General features: G+C 45.7%; 20 protein-coding genes and 1 riboswitch. Of the genes, 2 read left to right on the top strand and 18 right to left on the bottom strand.

The window, feature by feature from the left end; translation table 11 throughout:
• Positions 1-116: 116 nt before the first annotated feature.
• The 3 genes from NSQ68_RS07560 to metA form a co-directional block, all read right to left on the bottom strand.
• On the bottom strand, positions 117-1,295 hold the full coding sequence (locus NSQ68_RS07560; protein ID WP_342428461.1) for an aminotransferase class I/II-fold pyridoxal phosphate-dependent enzyme: 1,179 nt from the start codon (positions 1,293-1,295) through the stop codon (positions 117-119).
• On the bottom strand, positions 1,292-2,476 hold the full coding sequence (locus NSQ68_RS07555) for a PLP-dependent transferase (RefSeq protein WP_029516500.1): 1,185 nt from the start codon (positions 2,474-2,476) through the stop codon (positions 1,292-1,294). Before NSQ68_RS07555 ends, NSQ68_RS07560 begins: the two co-directional genes overlap by 4 nt.
• Before the next feature lie 125 nt (positions 2,477-2,601).
• On the bottom strand, positions 2,602-3,519 hold the full coding sequence (gene metA, locus NSQ68_RS07550) for a homoserine O-succinyltransferase (protein WP_039269776.1): 918 nt from the start codon (positions 3,517-3,519) through the stop codon (positions 2,602-2,604).
• Positions 3,520-3,637: 118 nt separating this feature from the next.
• Positions 3,638-3,763: riboswitch (SAM riboswitch) on the bottom strand.
• Between the two features lie 550 nt (positions 3,764-4,313).
• On the opposite strand from metA, the gene corA reads away from it, so the two are divergent.
• Positions 4,314-5,249, top strand: coding sequence for a magnesium/cobalt transporter CorA (corA, locus tag NSQ68_RS07545; protein ID WP_023987788.1), 936 nt, complete (start codon positions 4,314-4,316; stop codon positions 5,247-5,249).
• A 149-nt stretch (positions 5,250-5,398) separates the two neighbouring features.
• Here corA and NSQ68_RS07540 read toward each other — a convergent pair whose 3' ends face one another.
• The 12 genes from NSQ68_RS07540 to NSQ68_RS07485 form a co-directional block, all read right to left on the bottom strand.
• Positions 5,399-6,406, bottom strand: a complete 1,008-nt coding sequence (locus tag NSQ68_RS07540) for an HRDC domain-containing protein (RefSeq protein WP_342428460.1) — start codon at positions 6,404-6,406, stop codon at positions 5,399-5,401.
• 166 nt (positions 6,407-6,572) lie between these two features.
• Positions 6,573-7,451, bottom strand: coding sequence for an ROK family protein (locus tag NSQ68_RS07535; protein ID WP_342428459.1), 879 nt, complete (start codon positions 7,449-7,451; stop codon positions 6,573-6,575).
• Positions 7,452-7,673: 222 nt separating this feature from the next.
• Positions 7,674-8,570, bottom strand: a complete 897-nt coding sequence (locus tag NSQ68_RS07530; RefSeq protein ID WP_080710677.1) for a 5'-3' exonuclease H3TH domain-containing protein — start codon at positions 8,568-8,570, stop codon at positions 7,674-7,676.
• 72 nt (positions 8,571-8,642) lie between these two features.
• Positions 8,643-9,008, bottom strand: a complete 366-nt coding sequence (locus NSQ68_RS07525; RefSeq protein ID WP_342428458.1) for an arsenate reductase family protein — start codon at positions 9,006-9,008, stop codon at positions 8,643-8,645.
• A gap of 43 nt (positions 9,009-9,051) precedes the next feature.
• A complete protein-coding gene (locus NSQ68_RS07520; RefSeq protein ID WP_342429091.1) occupies positions 9,052-10,011 on the bottom strand; it encodes an RluA family pseudouridine synthase in 960 nt (319 codons plus the stop codon).
• 21 nt (positions 10,012-10,032) lie between these two features.
• Positions 10,033-10,596, bottom strand: a complete 564-nt coding sequence (locus NSQ68_RS07515; protein WP_029516494.1) for a cob(I)yrinic acid a,c-diamide adenosyltransferase — start codon at positions 10,594-10,596, stop codon at positions 10,033-10,035.
• A gap of 18 nt (positions 10,597-10,614) precedes the next feature.
• Positions 10,615-11,184: a hypothetical protein gene (locus NSQ68_RS07510; protein WP_342428457.1), complete on the bottom strand. Its 570-nt coding sequence runs from the start codon at positions 11,182-11,184 to the stop codon at positions 10,615-10,617.
• A 101-nt stretch (positions 11,185-11,285) separates the two neighbouring features.
• Positions 11,286-11,492 (bottom strand): aspartyl-phosphate phosphatase Spo0E family protein, encoded by a 207-nt coding sequence (locus NSQ68_RS07505; protein ID WP_307348954.1) that lies wholly within the window; start codon positions 11,490-11,492, stop codon positions 11,286-11,288.
• A 115-nt stretch (positions 11,493-11,607) separates the two neighbouring features.
• A complete protein-coding gene (locus tag NSQ68_RS07500) occupies positions 11,608-12,819 on the bottom strand; it encodes an aminotransferase class I/II-fold pyridoxal phosphate-dependent enzyme (RefSeq protein WP_061829137.1) in 1,212 nt (403 codons plus the stop codon).
• A gap of 12 nt (positions 12,820-12,831) precedes the next feature.
• Entirely contained in the window at positions 12,832-13,332 is a 501-nt protein-coding gene (locus NSQ68_RS07495; RefSeq protein WP_069012836.1) for an Lrp/AsnC family transcriptional regulator, read from the bottom strand.
• A 142-nt stretch (positions 13,333-13,474) separates the two neighbouring features.
• Positions 13,475-13,861 (bottom strand): spore coat protein, encoded by a 387-nt coding sequence (locus NSQ68_RS07490; RefSeq protein ID WP_307348948.1) that lies wholly within the window; start codon positions 13,859-13,861, stop codon positions 13,475-13,477.
• 32 nt (positions 13,862-13,893) lie between these two features.
• Complete coding sequence (locus NSQ68_RS07485; RefSeq protein ID WP_039270154.1) at positions 13,894-14,130, bottom strand: hypothetical protein; 237 nt, start codon at positions 14,128-14,130, stop codon at positions 13,894-13,896.
• A gap of 114 nt (positions 14,131-14,244) precedes the next feature.
• Here NSQ68_RS07485 and NSQ68_RS07480 point away from each other — a divergent pair, with 114 nt between their 5' ends.
• Positions 14,245-15,483: an FAD-dependent oxidoreductase gene (locus tag NSQ68_RS07480; RefSeq protein WP_342428456.1), complete on the top strand. Its 1,239-nt coding sequence runs from the start codon at positions 14,245-14,247 to the stop codon at positions 15,481-15,483.
• A 75-nt stretch (positions 15,484-15,558) separates the two neighbouring features.
• Here the strand turns inward: NSQ68_RS07480 and NSQ68_RS07475 are convergent, their stop codons facing one another.
• The 3 genes from NSQ68_RS07475 to NSQ68_RS07465 form a co-directional block, all read right to left on the bottom strand.
• A complete protein-coding gene (locus NSQ68_RS07475; RefSeq protein WP_342428455.1) occupies positions 15,559-16,812 on the bottom strand; it encodes an MFS transporter in 1,254 nt (417 codons plus the stop codon).
• A 115-nt stretch (positions 16,813-16,927) separates the two neighbouring features.
• Positions 16,928-17,635 (bottom strand): hypothetical protein, encoded by a 708-nt coding sequence (locus tag NSQ68_RS07470; RefSeq protein ID WP_342428454.1) that lies wholly within the window; start codon positions 17,633-17,635, stop codon positions 16,928-16,930.
• A 54-nt stretch (positions 17,636-17,689) separates the two neighbouring features.
• Complete coding sequence (locus NSQ68_RS07465; RefSeq protein WP_013309402.1) at positions 17,690-18,103, bottom strand: DUF350 domain-containing protein; 414 nt, start codon at positions 18,101-18,103, stop codon at positions 17,690-17,692.
• Positions 18,104-18,106: the final 3 nt, after the last annotated feature.

The raw sequence follows: 18,106 nt of genomic DNA, 5'->3' as shown, positions 1-18,106 counted from the left end.
TGTCATTCTTATAGAAAACAGCAAGCCTCCTGAAATACTGGAAACTTGCTGTTTAGTACTGTACATATTTGCTCCCAGCGTTAAAACGACAAAGATATTACTGATGTGCTAACGCTCTAGCACAGCGCCTCATCCAAATCACTGATCAGGTCATCAATATCCTCCAGACCTACGGAGAAACGAAGTAGTCCGTCCGTAATCCCGCGCTCCAATCGTACACTATGGGGCATAGCCGCATGTGACATCATCGCCGGATATGACAAGATGCTTTCCACAGCTCCCAGACTCACCGCTACAATTGGAATACGTACGCGACTGAGGACTTCTTTTGCACGCTCACCAGAACCCACATCAAACGATATCACTGCACCATAACCGCTGGATTGGCGCTCATGAACTTCACGCCCTGGATGATTCTCCAGACCCGGGTAGTATACCGCCTCAATGTCGTTGCGCTCGTTCAGCCAGTTAGCGAGCTTCGCTGCACTCTTTTCGCTGTGAGCCATACGAGCCTCCAGTGTCTTCATACCGCGCATGAGCAACCATGACTCCTGCGGAGCCAACACGGTACCCAGTCCATTTTGGAGCTGCTTGATTTGTCTTCCCAACGATTCGGTACGCGCTACCGCAAGTCCTGCCAGCACATCGCTGTGTCCGCCCAGAAACTTGGTCGCACTGTGCAATACAATATCAACTCCCTGCTCAATCGGACGTTGATAATAAGGTGTCATAAAAGTATTATCCAGTAACGTTAAAAGCCCGTTGTCCTGTGCCCAAGAAGTTATTCCTGCCACATCGGTAATTTTGAGTGTCGGATTGGACGGAGTTTCCATATATACAGCCCTTGTATTCTCCTGCAACGCATCTTTCACAAGGTTTAGGTCCGTCATGTCGACGAAAGTCGTTTCGATATTCATCCGTTTCAAAATGGAGGTCAGCAGTCGATATGTTCCTCCATATACGTCCTCGGAAACAATGACATGATCTCCAGCAGACAAGAGCATAAATGTAGTAGAGATGGCCGCCATACCTGATGCAAAGGCAAAACCGCTGGCTCCGCCTTCTAATAAGGCGATGTAATCCTCCAAAGCTTGTCGTGTCGGATTACCTGAACGGCTATAGTCATGCTGTGGAGGATTAAAAATATCATGATGGTGAAAGGTAGAAGCTTGATAGATCGGGACGCTCGACGCCCCCGTAACGCTGTCAATTTCAGAACCAAAATGCAGCAACTTGGTAGCGAACTTCCGCTCTTTGTTCAGATCCTGCCTGGTCCTCCTCGCATCCTCTATCATTGCAGCTCTCCTCCTTCTACTTCTTGACGTGCTGCTTCCAACGCCGAACGCAAATCTTCAATTAAGTCGTCTGTATGCTCAATGCCTACGGAGAAACGCAACAGCCTGTCATCTACCCCGACTGCATCCCGAATTTCTGCTGGTATGTCCGCATGTGTCTGCACAGCGGGATAGGTCATTAACGATTCCACACCGCCGAGACTTTCCGCAAACGCAATGAGCTTAATGTGACGAAGCAAAGGTTCCACATAACGAGCATCCTTTACTTTAAAGGAAAAGATACCCGTATTTCCGCTGGATTGTTTATTTTGAATCTCACGACCTGGATGGCCTTCGAGAGCTGGATAAAATACTTCCGCCACCGCCGGATGCGTCAGTAAATAGTTAGACAGCACTGTTGCATTATGCTCATGTCGGTCCATACGCAGCGCTAACGTCTTCATGCCCTTCATTAACTGGTAGCAGTCGCTTGGGGAAAGCACGGCCCCTATGGAATTGTGCAGGAATGCAATTTCAGCTGATAGCTCTTTGCCTTTGGTTACGATCAACCCTGCGAGCACATCGTTGTGTCCGCCCAAATATTTGGTTGCGCTATGTACCACAATATCTGCGCCCAGTTCCAATGGCCGCTGAAAATATGGCGTTAGCAGCGTATTATCTACAATAGTAAGCAACTGATGTTGTGATGCCCATTCAGCCACCGCTCGAATATCAGTAATCATCATTAACGGATTTGTAGGCGTTTCTATGAATACAGCTTTGGTATTCGGTCGACATGACTGTTCGAGCGCTTCAAGATCGTTCGTATCCACATAACTGGCTGTTACACCAAATTTAGATAAAATACGCTCCAGCAAACGATACGTCCCGCCATACAGATCCAGCGATACTATGAGGTGATCTCCCTGTCCAAACAATGCAAATACCGTTTGCAGCGCGGCCATACCTGAGCTGCATGCAAAGCCTGCATCACCCGATTCAAGTGCAGCAGAAGCCTCTTCCAGTACCTTTCGCGTGGGATTGATCGTTCGAATATAATCAAATCCTGTGCTTTGACCCAGACGGGGATGGCGGAACGCCGTAGATTGGTAAATCGGGTAATTAACAGCCCCGGTTACTGGTTCCTCTACTGAACCGATTTGTGCCAATCTGCTTTCGATTTTCCACTGTTTCTCACTCATATGAATCCTCCTGTTAACTTTCATAGTGGGTGCTATAACCAATCCTGCAAAAATGGATGTCAAAGACTATACGGCTGCGCTACTGCAAGGTGGTACTGTACAAGGGTAAACTACAAGCCCCTTTTTTAAATCTGGGGCCCGATATCGTAAGGTGTTTCTTGGTATACATAATAGTTCAGCCAATTCGAGAATAATAAATTGGCGTGCGCCCGCCAGATTGAGGGCGGTGTGCGCTCAGGATCATCATTTGGGAAATAATTTTTGGGAACTTCAATATCCATTCCTTTGGCCACATCGCGGTCGTATTCCCATTTCAGTGAAAGCGGGTCATATTCAGAATGCCCAGTTACAAAAATTTGTTTACCGTCAAGCGTGGCTACGAGATACACTCCAGCTTCCTCGGATTCGGATAAAACTTCTAATTCGGCGATATGATCAATATCTTCCCGACGAACCTCCGTATGCCTGGAATGAGGAGCATAAAACAGTTCATCAAAGCCGCGTAACAATTTTACTTTAGGTTTAATCACAGTGTGTGGAAATACGCCAAAGCATTTGTAGTCAAGCCCATATTTAGGGACATCGAAATGATGGTATAAGCCTGCCTGTGAGGCCCAACAGATATGCATGGTCGAAGTTACATTCGTTTTCGTCCATTCAAAGATTTGCCGGATTTCCTCCCAGTAGTTCACATCCTCAAACTCAAGCTGTTCAACCGGGGCTCCTGTAATGACCATGCCGTCAAAACGACTGTTCTTGATCTCGTCAAACGTTTTATAGAACATGTTCAAATATTCTTGTGATGTATTTTTGGATACATGAGACTTCATATGAACCAGTGTGACGTCCACTTGCAGCGGCGTATTGCCGACCAGGCGCAACAGTTGGGTTTCCGTCGTTTCCTTTGTAGGCATTAAATTCAAAATGGCGATACGCAACGGACGAATATCCTGATGATAAGCCAAGCTTTCATCCATTACGAAAATATTTTCGCCCTCCAGCACTTCCTTAGCAGGTAATGTGTCTGGGATTTTAATCGGCATGTAAACTCACTCCTTGTTCGGTAAGTTTTGCGAAAATCGTCTTGTTGAGATGCCGGGCATATAATAAAAAGACCTTTCTCTGGTTAGAGAAAGGTCATATTTGTATCCATATGCGCCTCTCTCATCTGTCAGGGCAACGCTCTTTGTACAAAGCGCGCGTCCTGCAAGAATTAGCACCGTGCGATTAAAATCGCCGGTTGCCGGGTATCATCGGGCTAGTCCCTCCACCTGCTCTTGATAAGATTTCGCTATATTCATTTTGGGTCACAAAGTTCTTGTTGTTCACTTTAATGCATCGGCTGGGCTTCGTCAAGATGGGACTTGTAAATTTGTAACCTGCATTCACATTTTGTCTACCTTTTCCATAGGTTAAATCATATCCCTCCTATCGCTGAAGCTCTTACCACTACTGTTGATTTTGCCCATGATTTTGCGCTTGAAAGGCCGTAGGCCGAGCGTTATACTATACAAGTGCTATTAGGCAAAAATATGGAGCAGTAGTGCAGATTTGAGTGTTTCCTGCGATACTGTGGCAATCTAAAAAAGAACATTTGAGAGGTGAATCCGGAATGGAAGGCGACCCGAGTCCGAATAGGCGGCGATCCCTGAACAACAGCATAGGAATGACTTCAGCTTGCCGAAAGACGGGACGCCAGGCTCTGCATGCTCCAAAAGCCTCCGGCTTTTGATGAGAGTGCACGCTTACCCGCACCGGCTAACTGGCTAACTGAGTCCATTCCTTATGCTTAAGGTAAACGTATTTCCGTTACGGCGGAGCATAAGGAGTGACGTATATGAAAATCCGTTTGGTCAACAACGGGGTTTTTACCCCTGTCGAAGAAATTGAAATGGCGCTTACTGCACCGGCAGAAGGTTTTTATTGGATTGATGCCGATGTCGATGATTTGGCAGTGCTCCAGCCCTTATTTTCCATGCATGATCTTGCAGTAGAAGACTGTTTGAGTGAAGAAGAACAGCGTCCGAAGATTGAAATTTATGAAAGTCATTATTTTATCGTTGTAAATAGCATTCGTTTTGATGATGAAGAAATATTTTTGCGAGCTTTGAACATTTTTCTCGGCCGCCATTTTATCATTACGGTGACCAAGCAGAAAATCAATGAGCTTCGTACCCTCAAGCCTATGCTGTGGGAGCAAGAAGTCAGCCAGCCTGACCGTTTTATGTATCTGTTGGTCGACTTGATTGTTGACAACTATTTTCTGGTTGGTGACCGGATTGAGGTCCGCATTGAAAAGCTAGAAGAAGATATTCTAATGCATACGAAAAAGTCGCATTTGAACGAAATCATCGGCTTACGCAGTGAGATTCTGTGGCTGAAAAAAGTGCTGGGTCCGCAGAAAGAAGTCATCAATACCCTGAACAAGCGGGATTTACGGCTCATCGACGATCAATTGCAAAAATATTTCAGCGATATTTATGAAAATGCTGTGAAAATTTCGGAGACTTTTGAAACTTACCGCGACTTGATGGGTAACCTTCGAGAAGCTTATCAATCCAGTATTGCCAACCGTGCCAATGAAATTATGCGTGTGTTTACGGCAATTACGACCGTATTTATGCCATTGACGGTCATTACCGGAATATATGGGATGAACTTCGATAATATGCCTGAGCTTCATACACGTTATGGCTATTTTGTCGTCATTGGTATTATGGTGGCATTAGGTGTCAGTATGTTCTGTATTTTCCGTAAGAAAGACTGGGTTTAAAAAAAGGATCGAATTGGATACTTATTTTCGATTTTCAAGCTTGGTCATAAAAAGCAGCAGCCGTGTCCTGTGAGGAACTGGCTGCTGCTTTTTAGTATGTTGGACCCTGAATATACTTTAATACCTAGCTTTATCCAACCAGTTCTATATTATCCAACATGTCGGTCGGGTACCTGCTGATGACGAAACCGTATACGGATCAGACGCAGACGCTCATAAATCTGATCCAGTCCTGTTTCGGTTGCCTTTTCTTCCCCATACACTTTCAGCATGACGGGCTTGAGCAACGTATCCCCCAACTCTTCATAAGCAGACCAGATAGCTGCCTGCTCCTCCTCAGATACATTCACCAATTCCTTGTGGATCAGCTTCTCCATATCAATACCATCTCTATCCAAATGCTCCACAGCTTCAATCATCTCTCTACGATGCAAACCTGTCTTCATTCCGATATGCTCCAGTGAAAGACCGTCCGAAATGCCTTCAATAATCGTTCTAGTTAAGCTGAATTTGTTCAGCTCCTGCCTGTACTGGTTCTCTTTTTGCTTGTATAGCCATGACAAAAAAACTTCTTCTTCCAGCGTCTCTGTTACCCAGTTCAACGGAAATGGCGTGGTGCGGTCATTTTGTGTCGTAATAGCCAATAGCTCCGTCCCATATTGCGACACCTTACCCTGACCCATACCAGGCAGCTCCAACAGTTCTTCTTCGGTATGGGGAAGATAAACGCTAATGAGCCGAAGTAGTCGATTCGTAGCGATAAAATAAGGTGCTTTTCGTTCCGTTGCTGCTTTTTGCCGTCTCCACATCGTCAATTGCTCATACACTTCATCACGTGGAAACAAATCACTGTAGCAATACAACTTTTGCAGCGTTTGTCCTCGCCCTGATGATCCTTCTTGCTCATGAAATACGCCATGGATTAAGGGCCTGTAGCCCTCAGCCATTTTGAGCGCCAGCTCATGACGGTATACATGCAGTAATTCCTGCCACAAGCTGCCCTCATACCAAAGGTCGTCTATACTTTCATCCGGGATATGGTGTGTGCTCCAGCCTGCACTCCATCCCCCTTCATGCTGCCCAATCCATACCTGAGCAAAGTCCTCATAGCCCTGTTCATTCCGTTTGGACAAGCGATTTAAAAATACAATCTCCATGATTTCTTCCTCCCTCATATCGTTGAAAGACAGTCCCGCACAACACAAAAACGCAAAAAAAAGCACCTATCCTGCGTATTCGCAAGAAAGGTGCTTCCCTTTTTGAGCCGTACTATACTGTTGCCTATATAATAACCGTACCTTGGAGTGCCGTCAACCATAAATTCTAATGATTCAGCTTTTCCTTTGCCAATGCCAGAGCACCACACAATCCAGCATTGTCACCCAATCCTGGAGATACGATATATTTCTCAATATCTGTTGTCAGACTCGAATGCTGCACGTATCCGTTCAAAAGTTCTTGTAGTTTGGTACGAATGAGCGGGAACAATTGGTCTTGCTTCATTACTCCCCCGCCCATAATAATTTTTTGCGGGGACAGGATTAATACATAGCTCATTAAAGCCTGTGCCAGATAGTGCGCTTCCATTTCCCAGGCCGGGTGATCGACAGAAAGCTCATGTCCTTTAACCTTCCATCTTTTTTCGAGCGCAGGACCTGCTGCCAGACCCTCCAAACAATCTCCGTGATAAGGACATGTCCCCTCGTAAGTATCTTCTGGGTGACGACGTACCAGAATATGCCCCATTTCCGGGTGAGATAATCCATGTATCAGCTTTCCACCAACCAAAGCACCTGCCCCGATGCCTGTACCTATCGTGATATACAGACAGTTGTCCAATCCTTTGGCGGCCCCCCAAATAGACTCACCAAGTGCTGCTCCATTCACATCCGTATCAAACCCCATAGGCACATCAAAATGCTCTTTCAGTTTACCAATCAGATTGTAATTTCCCCAATGTGGCTTTGGCGTTGTTGTAATATAACCATATGTATCACTACCTTCGATAGGATCAATCGGCCCGAACGAGCCTACGCCCAATGCTTCAATGCCCTTGCCTTCAAAAAATGCGATGACATTCTCCATTGTTTCTGCTGGTGTGGTTGTTGGAAAGCTCGCTCGTTCCAGTACCTCTCCACGTTCGTTGCCAATTCCACATACAAATTTGGTACCGCCTGCCTCAATTGCTCCCAATACTGTCATAGTTGCTGTTGTCCCCTTTCGATAATCCGGTTCTCTCTCCACTATATTCACCTGAAATGTACCTGAGGTCAATCCCCTAATCGCAATTGTATATAATCCTTCACAAGACGATATAACTCCGTTAACATAACGGTATACAAATAAGGACACTGACGCATCCAGCCTCAGCATCCCTATATAACTTACTTTACTTAAATTGTCGTACCAAGTCTAATAGCTTCATTATGATCCAGTTGCGACACCCATCAATGTACACAAGCTTTTCATTTCAAGCTGCTCAAACTTGTCTACAATTTGCACGTGATCCAACGTCAGCAGACAGCTATCCAAAGCACATGCTACAGGTACACCACAGTGAATTTCAGCAAGTTTGCGTGAAAGATGCAGCATATCCAAATCGCTCTCAATTTTTTTGCGGACCGAGGGTGTTAATTGATCCAGATTCTCCAGAATGCCCTCAATAGAGTCGTATTCCTGCACCAGCTTGAGTGCCGTTTTCTCACCAATACCTCGTACTCCTGGATAATTATCGCTTGCATCCCCCATCAGGCCTTTAAGGTCTACCACTTGGCGTGGCTTAAGTCCTTTTTCAGTCAGCAGGGTCTCCGGGGTGTATACCATATAATTGCCGTGGCCTTTTTTCATAATAATGACCCGTGTCCGATCATCCACTAATTGAAGTAAATCATGATCTCCCGAGAGAATCATTACATCCATGTCCTCATTTTGCGAATAATGGCGTGCAAGCGTACCGATACAATCATCGGCTTCAAAGCCTTCCGCTCCAATGTTGGGAATGCCGAGGCTGTCCGTCACTTCACGAATCAATGTAAATTGGGGAATCAAATCATCGGGTGCGTCGGCTCGATTTCCTTTATACGCAGCAAAATGTTCTCCTCGGAATGTCGTTCCGCCCATATCCCAGCAGCAAATAACATGTGTAGGATTAAACGTTTGGACTGCATCCCAAAAATATCGAATAAAACCATAGATGGCGTTCGTTGGCACCCCAGCTTTTGTACGACGGATATAACCGTTTGCGGCGGTTGCATAATAAGCGCGAAATAGCAGGGCCATGCCGTCAACCAGCATTACGGATTGTTCATTGCGTTGTGTCACAGATTGTATTGCTCCCATTCATCATAATATTTAACCCCCACAGTATAACATATCGTGGGGGTTAATTGGGCGTTATTGAGCTCCCCATGTGCCCTCAAATGTTTCCTCTTTGAACCCTACCGTTACTTTGTTACCGTCGGTTACAATCGGGCGCTTGATTAATCTTCCATTTGAGGATAAAAGCGAAATTTGCTCTTCATGACTCATGTCTCCCAGCTTATCTTTCAGCTTTAACTCTTTGTACACCTCACCGCTTGTATTGAAAAACTTTTTCAGCTCCAGCCCGCTTTTGCGAATCAAGTCTTCCAATTCCTCCGGGCCGGGCGGTTGTTCAAAAATAGGAATAAGTTCCGTCTCATGTCCCTTGTTTTGCAGCCATTTCACTGCATTACGACAGGTACTGCATTTAGAATACTGATATACTTTCAGTTGGCTCATCGCTAGATTAACCTCCATTTGGTTTTCATCGCTTATTTATATTTTATTCTGAAAGATATTGCGCTCTTAATATCTTCTGCATTTCAGCCATATCCTCAGGTAGAGGAGCATAGAACGTCAGCCGCTCCCCGGTTACAGGATGCTCCAAGGACAGCTCTGAGGCATGCAAGGCTTGTCGAGGCATCCTGGCATCAAGCTGATCATATCGCTCACGTTGCTCAGCATCATCGGGTGTAACCCGGTACATTTTATCTCCGATCAACGGACAACCGATATAAGTCATATGCACTCGAATTTGGTGCGTACGCCCGGATTCCAACTTTAGTCCGATACGGCTTCCCCCGTTCCACACTTCCTCCAGCTTATACAGCGTAAGGGCAGGATAACCATCCGGGGTCACCATACGTAAATGCGGATCATTCGGGTTGCGGTCAATCGGTCCGTCCACCTTACCTTCCTGCAGCTCAGGGCGCCCATGTACCAGAGCCGTATAGCGCTTATCCACTGTTCCCGAAATCATCTGCTCAGAAATATGCTGGTGTACATACGGATTTTTGGCTACGACCAGCACCCCTGTCGTCTCCTGATCAAGACGATGAACAGGACGAAACCGGAACAGCTCTCCCTTGGTCTGCCAATAATGCACAACCCCGTTAGCCAGTGTTCCTGTGTAATGACCATGAGTCGGATGGACAATCATGCCCGCCGCCTTGTTCACCACTAACAGATGTTCGTCCTCAAACAATATCTCAAAAGGAATGGGTTCAGGTAAAATATCATCAGAACGCTCGCGCTCCATACGAATTTCTACTCGATCCCCGGATTTCACCTTTACGCTGATGTACACACGTGTCCCGTTCAGCATAATACCTTGCTCGGTCAGCTTGAGTTTGGATATTAACTTTCGAGAAATGTTCATACGTTTTTGTAAGATAGTCTTCAACAGCATGCCCTCCTCCTCTGGAGGGATTGTATATACGATAGGTTCATAGTACAAGCTCATCACAAATTCCCGGTTGCCTCCTTATTTGCGGAACACTTTTTTGCTGCGCACATATTCGACATCGGGTACACCCTGACGGACATTCGCCGTGCGAGCGACGGCAAAGAAATAATCAGAAAGGCGGTTCAAATACCTACGTACCGCCGGATTAATGTCCGTATGTTTACCTAGTGTAACCGCACGGCGTTCCGCGCGTCGGCAAACCGTCCGGCATACATGAAGCGTTGAGGATAATGTGCTACCACCCGGTATAATAAAACGCTCCACCTTCGGATTTTCCTCCTGACATGCATCAATCCAGCCTTCCAGTCGCTCTGCCAGCTCGTCTTTCACCTTATATTTGCTTTCACTGATTTTAACAAATGCCAAATCCGAACCACAATCAAACAGCTCCTGCTGTATTTCTTCCAATTGAGTCCGAATATCCGCAAACTCTTCCCCTTCGGCAAAGCTGATCGCTTGTCCTACAAAGCTGTTCAGCTCGTCAATTGTACCGTACGCCTCCACACGATCATCATCTTTGGACACTCGACCGCCGATCACAGAAGTTTGTCCTTCATCACCTGTCCTGGTATAGATCCCCATTCCATTTCATCCCCTTTATCATTCCGTAAGTGCTTTCAGCACCTTGATGGCTTCTTCCTTATTGCTTGTACGAGGCGGAACGATAGCAAATAATGTTTTGGAGCTATATTTTAGCTCCTTAAACATCTTCATCTGCTCCACCGGAATTCCGAACAAATGAGTTTCCTTGCTTACATCTGTTCCCTCTTCTTCCTGACCCTTCTTCTTAAATACGCCACCCTCGAACACGCCCCGGGCATACGTCTTCTTGTCAAAAGCATCATCTAACGGCAGATTCGAGCCATTCTGTCCATACAGCTTCATGTCCTCTTCAGGCAAAAGAAACAGATCATGCTCCCCGGCCGCATATTCTACAACCAGCTTCTGCTGGTTATACAGCGGACTGACTGAAATCTCAATAGTCGGAGCCTGTTCGCCCAGCTTATCCTTAAGCTTTTGTGCCAGCTCTTCACGGATGACTGAAGCATCCCCTTTATCCATAATAAAAATGGAGAAGCTGTCCTTGTCCCGTCCCCCACATCCAGCCAATAATACAAGTGCCAGCATTCCGATGATCCACGGCGATAGCCTTTTTAGCCCCGCTCTCATATGTACGCCCCCTCTTCCATGCCACTAATATATCATAAGTTGTGAACGCAAAAAAAGAAGGCCCTACGGCCTTCTTCATACCTTTGGCTGACTTCACACAGTTAAACCTTGCATTCCGTACCATACAGCTTCATATATTCATTGATTTTCAAATCGAGCTTGCAACTGATCTCGATGACAAGATCAGAGGTGAAGGACTGCTCTTCCTGAAACGTCCGCATCATCTCATTGCGCAGGAACAAAATTTCATCTTCCAGAGAAATGTCGTATCCTATTGAACTAGACGAATTAAATCCAACATATGACATGAGCATTCCTCCTACAATTGAAAAATTGAACTTCCTGCTATCGATTTCAAATTATAGCATAGAAATTTAGAAATAAAAGACTATTTTTTTATAAATTACCCATAAAAAAATAATTTTAACCTTCTTTTCTTACTTTTTCTACAAAATGACCAATCCGATCCAGTGCCTCCGTCAGCTGAGCAACAGAAGTCGCGTATGAGCAACGAAGATAGCCTTCGCCTCCCAAACCGAACACATTACCTGGTACAGCCGCAACTTTAGCCTCTGCCAAAAGACGCTGTGCAAATTCATCTGAGCTGAGTCCCGTGCTTTGAATACTAGGGAAAACGTAAAAAGCCCCTCTTGGCTCATGGCACTCCAGGCCGATTTCCCGGAACCCTTCAACCATCAGACGGCGACGCTGATTATAGGCTTCTACCATACGATCTTTCTCACCCAAACCATTCCGCAAGCCTTCCAGTGCCGCAACTTGTCCCATAGAAGGCGCACACATTACGGTGTACTGATGGATTTTGAGCATAGCAGCAATCAGATCTGGATGTCCGCATGTATATCCAATACGCCAGCCTGTCATGGCGAAGGCTTTGGAAAAACCACTGACGAGAATCGTACGATCCATCATACCAGGCATAGCTGCAAAACTGACATGCTTCTCTCCATAATTCAATTCAGCATAAATTTCATCAGAAATGACAATCAAATCATGCTTTTCCACGACTTCGGCAATCGGAAGCCAATCTTCATAAGTCATCGTAGCCCCAGTTGGATTGCTCGGATAGCATAAAATCAGCACCTTGGATTTAGGTGTAATTTTCGCCTCCAGTGCCTCAGCTGTCAACTTGAATTCATCTTTAGCAAATGTTTCAATACCTACCGGAATCCCGCCTCCAATCGAAGTGATTGGAGAATATGAAATGTAGCACGGCTCGGGCACGAGAATTTCGTCGCCAGGCACAATTAACGCGCGCAAAGCAAGATCAATCGCCTCGCTTCCCCCAACGGTCACGATAATCTCATTTTTAGGATCATAACGGACTTCAAATTGCTCATTCAGATAATCACTAATCGCTTCACGCAGTTCTGGCGTTCCCGCATTAGACGTATAGCTGGTAAAACCTCGCTCTAATGAATAGACACAGGCTTCCCGCATATGCCAAGGGGTTGTAAAATCCGGTTCGCCTACACCAAGGGTAATAATATCCTTGTTGCCGCCCACCAAGTCAAAAAACTTACGAATACCCGAAGATGGGATCTCGCGCACCAACGGGGACAAATAGGAACTCATGGCTTTGTTACTGTCGGTAAATGCTTCTGTTTTGAGATTCATCATGATCTTCCTTTACGGCGAAATCATCAGACGATTATCTTCCTGATGGTCCTCAAAGATAATTCCGTCCTGCTTGTATTTTTTAAGCGTAAAATTAGTCTTGGTAGACAAGACCGAGTCAATAGGCGACAGTTTCTCCGACACAAAATTAGCGACCTCACGGAGATTGCGGCCTTCAACCTCTACCAGTAAATCGTATGCTCCGGACATGAGATAGACCGATTTAACTTGCGGATACAAATAAATACGTTCTGCAATCCCTTCAAAGCCTCTTCCACGCTCGGGTGTAATCTGCACTTCGATCAAAGCGGTAACCTTTTCGTCGTCGACTTTGTCCCAATTGACTACAGCGGCATATTTGACAATCACGTGTTGGTCTTCGAGCTCTTTCATTGAGATGCGTACATCCTGCTCGTCAACCCCCAGCATAGTAGCCAATAGAGTCGGTGTTCTTCTTGCATCTTCTTTTAACAATTCCAGCACTTTTAATTTCAATTCATTCAGCTCTGTCATTCTACATAAGGCCTCCATCAAAAGAGATTACTATACATCATACAATACGCACTTTAAACCTGCAAAGAAAAACCGTCCACTCCGGTAAACCCGGCAGATGGACGGCTGTTATGGGAAATTGCTTCAGAAACGGAATATCCCTTTACATATAGTAAGGGTTGTTTTGGTGAGCAGACTGACCTTGCTGATGCATAGATTGACCATATACTCCCGCGGATGCCGACTTTTGCTGAATGAACTGTTGGCATTCTTGTTGGGTCTTACGAGCTTCTTGAATCTGTTTGTCCAAATCAATGCGCAGTGCTTTAGAAGGAGTGGCATACATATTGTTCTGGCTCATCAGACGATATAAATCACCTTGCATACGCAATGTGTCGTTCGTAAGGTCAGTGAACATCTGACGCACAGACGGACAATTGGATTCTGTTGTCGCCGTTGTGTACTCCCGCACTGTACGTTTCATATCAGCTAGAATGGTATAGAGCAAGTCTTCTTCGGGCATAAATGACATATTGTTTTGTGAATACATCTTGTCATACCTCCTTTATTGGTAATCCATAATTACTGCTGCGGTTGCATTGGGGCAAGCTGCTGATGCTGTTGCAGGGCATTGGAAAGCAGATTCAAGTGGTGCTCATGAGTTCTTGCCAGTTGCATACAGGCCTGTTGAATGACTGGTTGCTGTATGGACGCCGCTGTCGCTGCACATTGTTTTAACAGTAGTTGTTCATTGGAAATGGAGTCCGCGATATACTCCAGCTCTTTGCCTGTCAAGGGTTGCATGTTCGTAGATTGCATCATCTCTGTGCCTCCTTAAATGTTTTGTTGCACGCTGGTTATCTTGTCCGTTTGTCGAAATACTATGTACACATAAGAGATACTACATATTGCCTATGAGGAGAGCTATTTTATATGGAATTGATAAGCGGGAACACATATTGGCCGAATTCCTTGGAGCAGACACTGGATTTTCCGCCTTTGGCAGAGGATTTAATTTGTGATGTATTGATCATCGGAGGAGGGATGGGAGGGGCCATCTGCTCCCGGTTATTGGGAGAGCGACAAGTAGACACCGTGGTTATTGACAAACGCAAGCTGGTAACTGGAAGCTCTTCGGCCAATGCTGGCCTGCTGCAATACAGCAATGACAAGACCTTAACCTCTTTCATTAATACGTTTGGTGAAACGAACGGCGTACTGTTTTACCGCATGAGTAAAGATGCACTGGATCAGTTAGATAAGCTGGCAGCTACACTGGATACAGACCCTTCCTTTACTCGGCGCAGCAGCCTGTACTATGCAAGTACATCGGAGGATATACAGGTGCTTCAGGAAGAGTACAAACAGCTAACCCGGTTTGGATTTCCAGTAGAGTACTGGGATGAGCAACAGGTTGCTGCCCGATTTCCTTTTCGAAAACCGGCAGCCTTGTACACACACGAAGATGCTGAGGTTAATCCATTTTTGTTTGCCCAGGGCCTGCTGCAATCTGCCAACCGTCTCGGTGTTCGCTTATATGAGCATACGGAAGCCAAGCATTTTGAATTCCATGATAATGAGGTCGTTTGTCATACTAACTGTGGAATGATCCGAGCAAAAAAGGTTGTTTTTGCAACAGGTTATGAAACACAAGAGATTAAAACCGATCGGGGAGCCGTTCTGCAGAGCTCTTATGCTATCGCCACCAATCCAATCGGAGATGCTCCCTTGTGGCATGAGCAGTGTCTGATCTGGGAAACTGCCCGTCCTTATCTATATATGCGCTCCACACCGCAAGGACGCATCATTATTGGTGGTTTGGATGAACCTATACTGGACGCCAACCAGCGTGAAATCAGGCTGCTACACCAACAGCAAAAGCTGCTGCAAGCACTACAGGAGCATTTCCCCGGAGTACCCTTTCAGATCGACTATGCTTGGGCGGCTGTATTCGGCTCCTCTCACGATGGCTTACCGTATATTGGTCCACATCCGCGTTTTCCAAACTGCTACTTTTTGGAGGGTTATGGAGGGAATGGATCGGTTACGAATATGATGGCCGCACAGCTATTGGCTGATGAACTGACAGGCGCACACCGACCTGAAATGGAGCTGTATTCTCTGACCCGTACGACCAAATCCTCGCCAGAAACAACGGAACCGATGGTTTAACATATGAATACAAAAAGAACCTCCTTTCGCCTATATAAGTGAATTCTGAGGTTCTTTTTGTGTTGAATTTTCCTGTTATTCCGTTTGCTTGCGCCAGCGTTGTGTATGGGAATGAGAATTGCTTCGCTTTGTCTTCTGTTCCATCTTCAGCACATTTCGCATAAAAAACCAGCCGATCACTGGCATTAATGCAAGTCCAATCAACAACCAAATCATCGCTGTAGGAGCCTTGCTGATACTTAGGACGCCCAAGAAAATGAGTGTCCCGGTCAACCGGCCTACCATTAAGCACAGTTCACGCAGTACAACCAGTTCCACTCTCTGATTCGCATCTCCTTCACTCGCACCCATTAAATCAAAACTTGCTGAGATCATAGGAATTAAATACAAGGGCAGGAATATAGCGGTGCCGATCCCCATAATCAGTAGCGTGATATACTCCATACGCCACAATAATGGTAAAAGCGCAATCACCAACAATACAGCACCCAACAGCATACCAGCCGAGCGATAGTGTGGCTTGAGCCATTTTCCGACAGCCCAAAAGCTGAAAAATGAAACCGCCGAGGTGATAAGTGAAAACTGTGCCAGCTTCCATTCCTGCTGAGTAGCTACATACACGAGCAGCGTAATCAGGAAGGCAAAAACCCCTTCACGGATGCCCTGGGTAACAAGCGATAACGACAAGGGACGCCACATGCTCCCTTTTTGTGACAATCGTTGCTTAGGCTCCTTCCAATTGTAATTTCCTGTCGGCTTACGCTTGCGAAGAAAGAAACTAAGCACCACTCCTACGACATAAAAGGCTAAGGAAATACTGAATATTACTCGATAACCCGCATCATCCTCCATACGAGCAATAATCCAACCAGACAGCCAAGGACCCACGATACCGGAAAACGAACCCAGCAGACCGACCCATCCGTTAAAATGATCGCGGCTTGCCTGATCTGTGACTTCGAAAAAAATTACATTAAACGCCAGCCAGAATAAACCTAATGCTGCACCCAATAACATTCCGAGCGGCCATATGTAGTTCACAGCCTGCGGTCCCGTATATAACACGATCAAATAAAACAGACCGGACAGTGCTGTCCCCACGCGCAGGGCATTCATTTTGTTATGTTCCTTGACCCATTTTCCAGCTACCCAGACCATAATTCCCAGCGCAATTTGTTGGCTGACATTAAACCAGCCAATCATCGCGTAATCCTGCCTGCTCTTCCATAAGTATACGTTGAGAAATGTGCCTGACAATGCTGCTGCAAACACAAACAATCCATTCAAGCTTAATAGCAGAATGGATTGTCCGTTCAGGTTTGATTTCAATGCAGTTCCCCCTAACCGAAAAATCACCAATCAGCTTATTTCAAGCCAGCTTGTTCAAATATTTCTTCGATTAAGATGCCCGTATTGAGCTTGGGCCTATCCGGGGGATTGCTATTTAATTGTTGGAAATACCGCTGAGCTTCTCCAGCATCCGCAGTCGGTCATTCTCTGACAATGTGTGCTGGACATGAAAACAGCTAGGACACACATAAACATTCAAAACGAATGGCAAGTCCAGAACAGATTTGCCGAGTGCTGGCGACATCGACGGTTCAAAGCCTTCTCTGGTTACGGTTTGCGAACCCGCATGCAGCATGTACTCTCCACATTGGGAACATTCAAGAACCTCATCTTGTCTGTCGAGTATTTGTTCAGCGCCTTGTTCATAAGCCATCAGATCCGCACCGCTTTCTTCAAATTTTTGCAAAGTATGCAGAACAGGTAGCTTATGAAGCTCATTATCCTGCAACAACGGTGCATCAACCGGTTTTTCAACTACGATTTCATCCTCTGCCTCATATAAAATATCCTGCTCTTCATCATCACCGAGCTGAATACTCAATGTACGATAACCCTTCAGGTCTTCTTTTCCATGAGAGTGGGGCGCCGGGGTTACAGAAGTCGCATGATCATGTTCCGTCTCTTCATGTCCATGCTCACCGGCATGTCTATGAACAGGTGGAGAAACAGACTCATCTTCATCATCAGTGATGTCAGAGTACCCTTTCAGATCATTATGGCAATAAGGACACTCTTCCTCAGGTCCCAATTCTTCATCCCAAATAATTTCCATGTTACACCATGGACAAATAGTCATTTCCAAGCTTTATCATCCTTCCGTTCCAAGCGTATACCAAGCTCTAGTATACAGAATGTGTCAAGTTACACTGGCACCGATCACATAAGATAACGATATTGAAATAATCATGGAGAACAAGCCGACAGCACGGTTATCCTCTTTAATCTGTTGATCAATAGAAAATACCGGTGTCAGAAACTCAAAAAGAAAGTACGCCGCAAGTAGCAGTAAAAAGCCAACGAACGACCAAATCATCGTATCGTACACACTGGATTTGGCTTCCATTGCAAAGCGAAGCACGTTGCAAATACCGAACATTTTCCCTCCCGTAGCCATGGCTACCGAAACATTGCCGCGCTTGATCTCTTCCCAGCATTTATAGCGGGTTACCAGCTCAAAACACGACAAAAATACAATTAGCTCCAGCACCGCCACCGAGAAATAACCCAGCATCATCCCCAATGGATGTGACAGCAATTCATCAATCGCCATCTT

The sequence above is a fragment of the Paenibacillus sp. FSL L8-0158 genome (genome assembly GCF_038592965.1).
GTDB classification, from domain to species: domain Bacteria; phylum Bacillota; class Bacilli; order Paenibacillales; family Paenibacillaceae; genus Paenibacillus; species Paenibacillus polymyxa_D.
Note: the sequence above shows the minus strand (reverse complement) of the source record. Positions and strands in the feature narration are given on the sequence as shown.

What these genes read in the sequence shown, in the direction of transcription:
- NSQ68_RS07480 (WP_342428456.1), top strand. Translation starts at nt 14,245, where the DNA reads ATGGAATTGATAAGCGGGAACACATATTGGCCGAATTCCTTGGAGCAG.
- NSQ68_RS07515 (WP_029516494.1), bottom strand. Translation starts at nt 10,596, where the DNA reads ATGGGGATCTATACCAGGACAGGTGATGAAGGACAAACTTCTGTGATC.
- NSQ68_RS07510 (WP_342428457.1), bottom strand. Translation starts at nt 11,184, where the DNA reads ATGAGAGCGGGGCTAAAAAGGCTATCGCCGTGGATCATCGGAATGCTG.
- metA (WP_039269776.1), bottom strand. Translation starts at nt 3,519, where the DNA reads ATGCCGATTAAAATCCCAGACACATTACCTGCTAAGGAAGTGCTGGAG.
- NSQ68_RS07525 (WP_342428458.1), bottom strand. Translation starts at nt 9,008, where the DNA reads ATGAGCCAACTGAAAGTATATCAGTATTCTAAATGCAGTACCTGTCGT.
- NSQ68_RS07535 (WP_342428459.1), bottom strand. Translation starts at nt 7,451, where the DNA reads ATGACAGTATTGGGAGCAATTGAGGCAGGCGGTACCAAATTTGTATGT.
- corA (WP_023987788.1), top strand. Translation starts at nt 4,314, where the DNA reads ATGAAAATCCGTTTGGTCAACAACGGGGTTTTTACCCCTGTCGAAGAA.
- NSQ68_RS07490 (WP_307348948.1), bottom strand. Translation starts at nt 13,861, where the DNA reads ATGTATTCACAAAACAATATGTCATTTATGCCCGAAGAAGACTTGCTC.
- NSQ68_RS07540 (WP_342428460.1), bottom strand. Translation starts at nt 6,406, where the DNA reads ATGGAGATTGTATTTTTAAATCGCTTGTCCAAACGGAATGAACAGGGC.
- NSQ68_RS07560 (WP_342428461.1), bottom strand. Translation starts at nt 1,295, where the DNA reads ATGATAGAGGATGCGAGGAGGACCAGGCAGGATCTGAACAAAGAGCGG.
- NSQ68_RS07520 (WP_342429091.1), bottom strand. Translation starts at nt 10,011, where the DNA reads ATGAGCTTGTACTATGAACCTATCGTATATACAATCCCTCCAGAGGAG.
- NSQ68_RS07485 (WP_039270154.1), bottom strand. Translation starts at nt 14,130, where the DNA reads ATGCAATCTACGAACATGCAACCCTTGACAGGCAAAGAGCTGGAGTAT.
- NSQ68_RS07500 (WP_061829137.1), bottom strand. Translation starts at nt 12,819, where the DNA reads ATGAATCTCAAAACAGAAGCATTTACCGACAGTAACAAAGCCATGAGT.
- NSQ68_RS07555 (WP_029516500.1), bottom strand. Translation starts at nt 2,476, where the DNA reads ATGAGTGAGAAACAGTGGAAAATCGAAAGCAGATTGGCACAAATCGGT.
- NSQ68_RS07505 (WP_307348954.1), bottom strand. Translation starts at nt 11,492, where the DNA reads ATGTCATATGTTGGATTTAATTCGTCTAGTTCAATAGGATACGACATT.
- NSQ68_RS07495 (WP_069012836.1), bottom strand. Translation starts at nt 13,332, where the DNA reads ATGACAGAGCTGAATGAATTGAAATTAAAAGTGCTGGAATTGTTAAAA.
- NSQ68_RS07465 (WP_013309402.1), bottom strand. Translation starts at nt 18,103, where the DNA reads ATGGCGATTGATGAATTGCTGTCACATCCATTGGGGATGATGCTGGGT.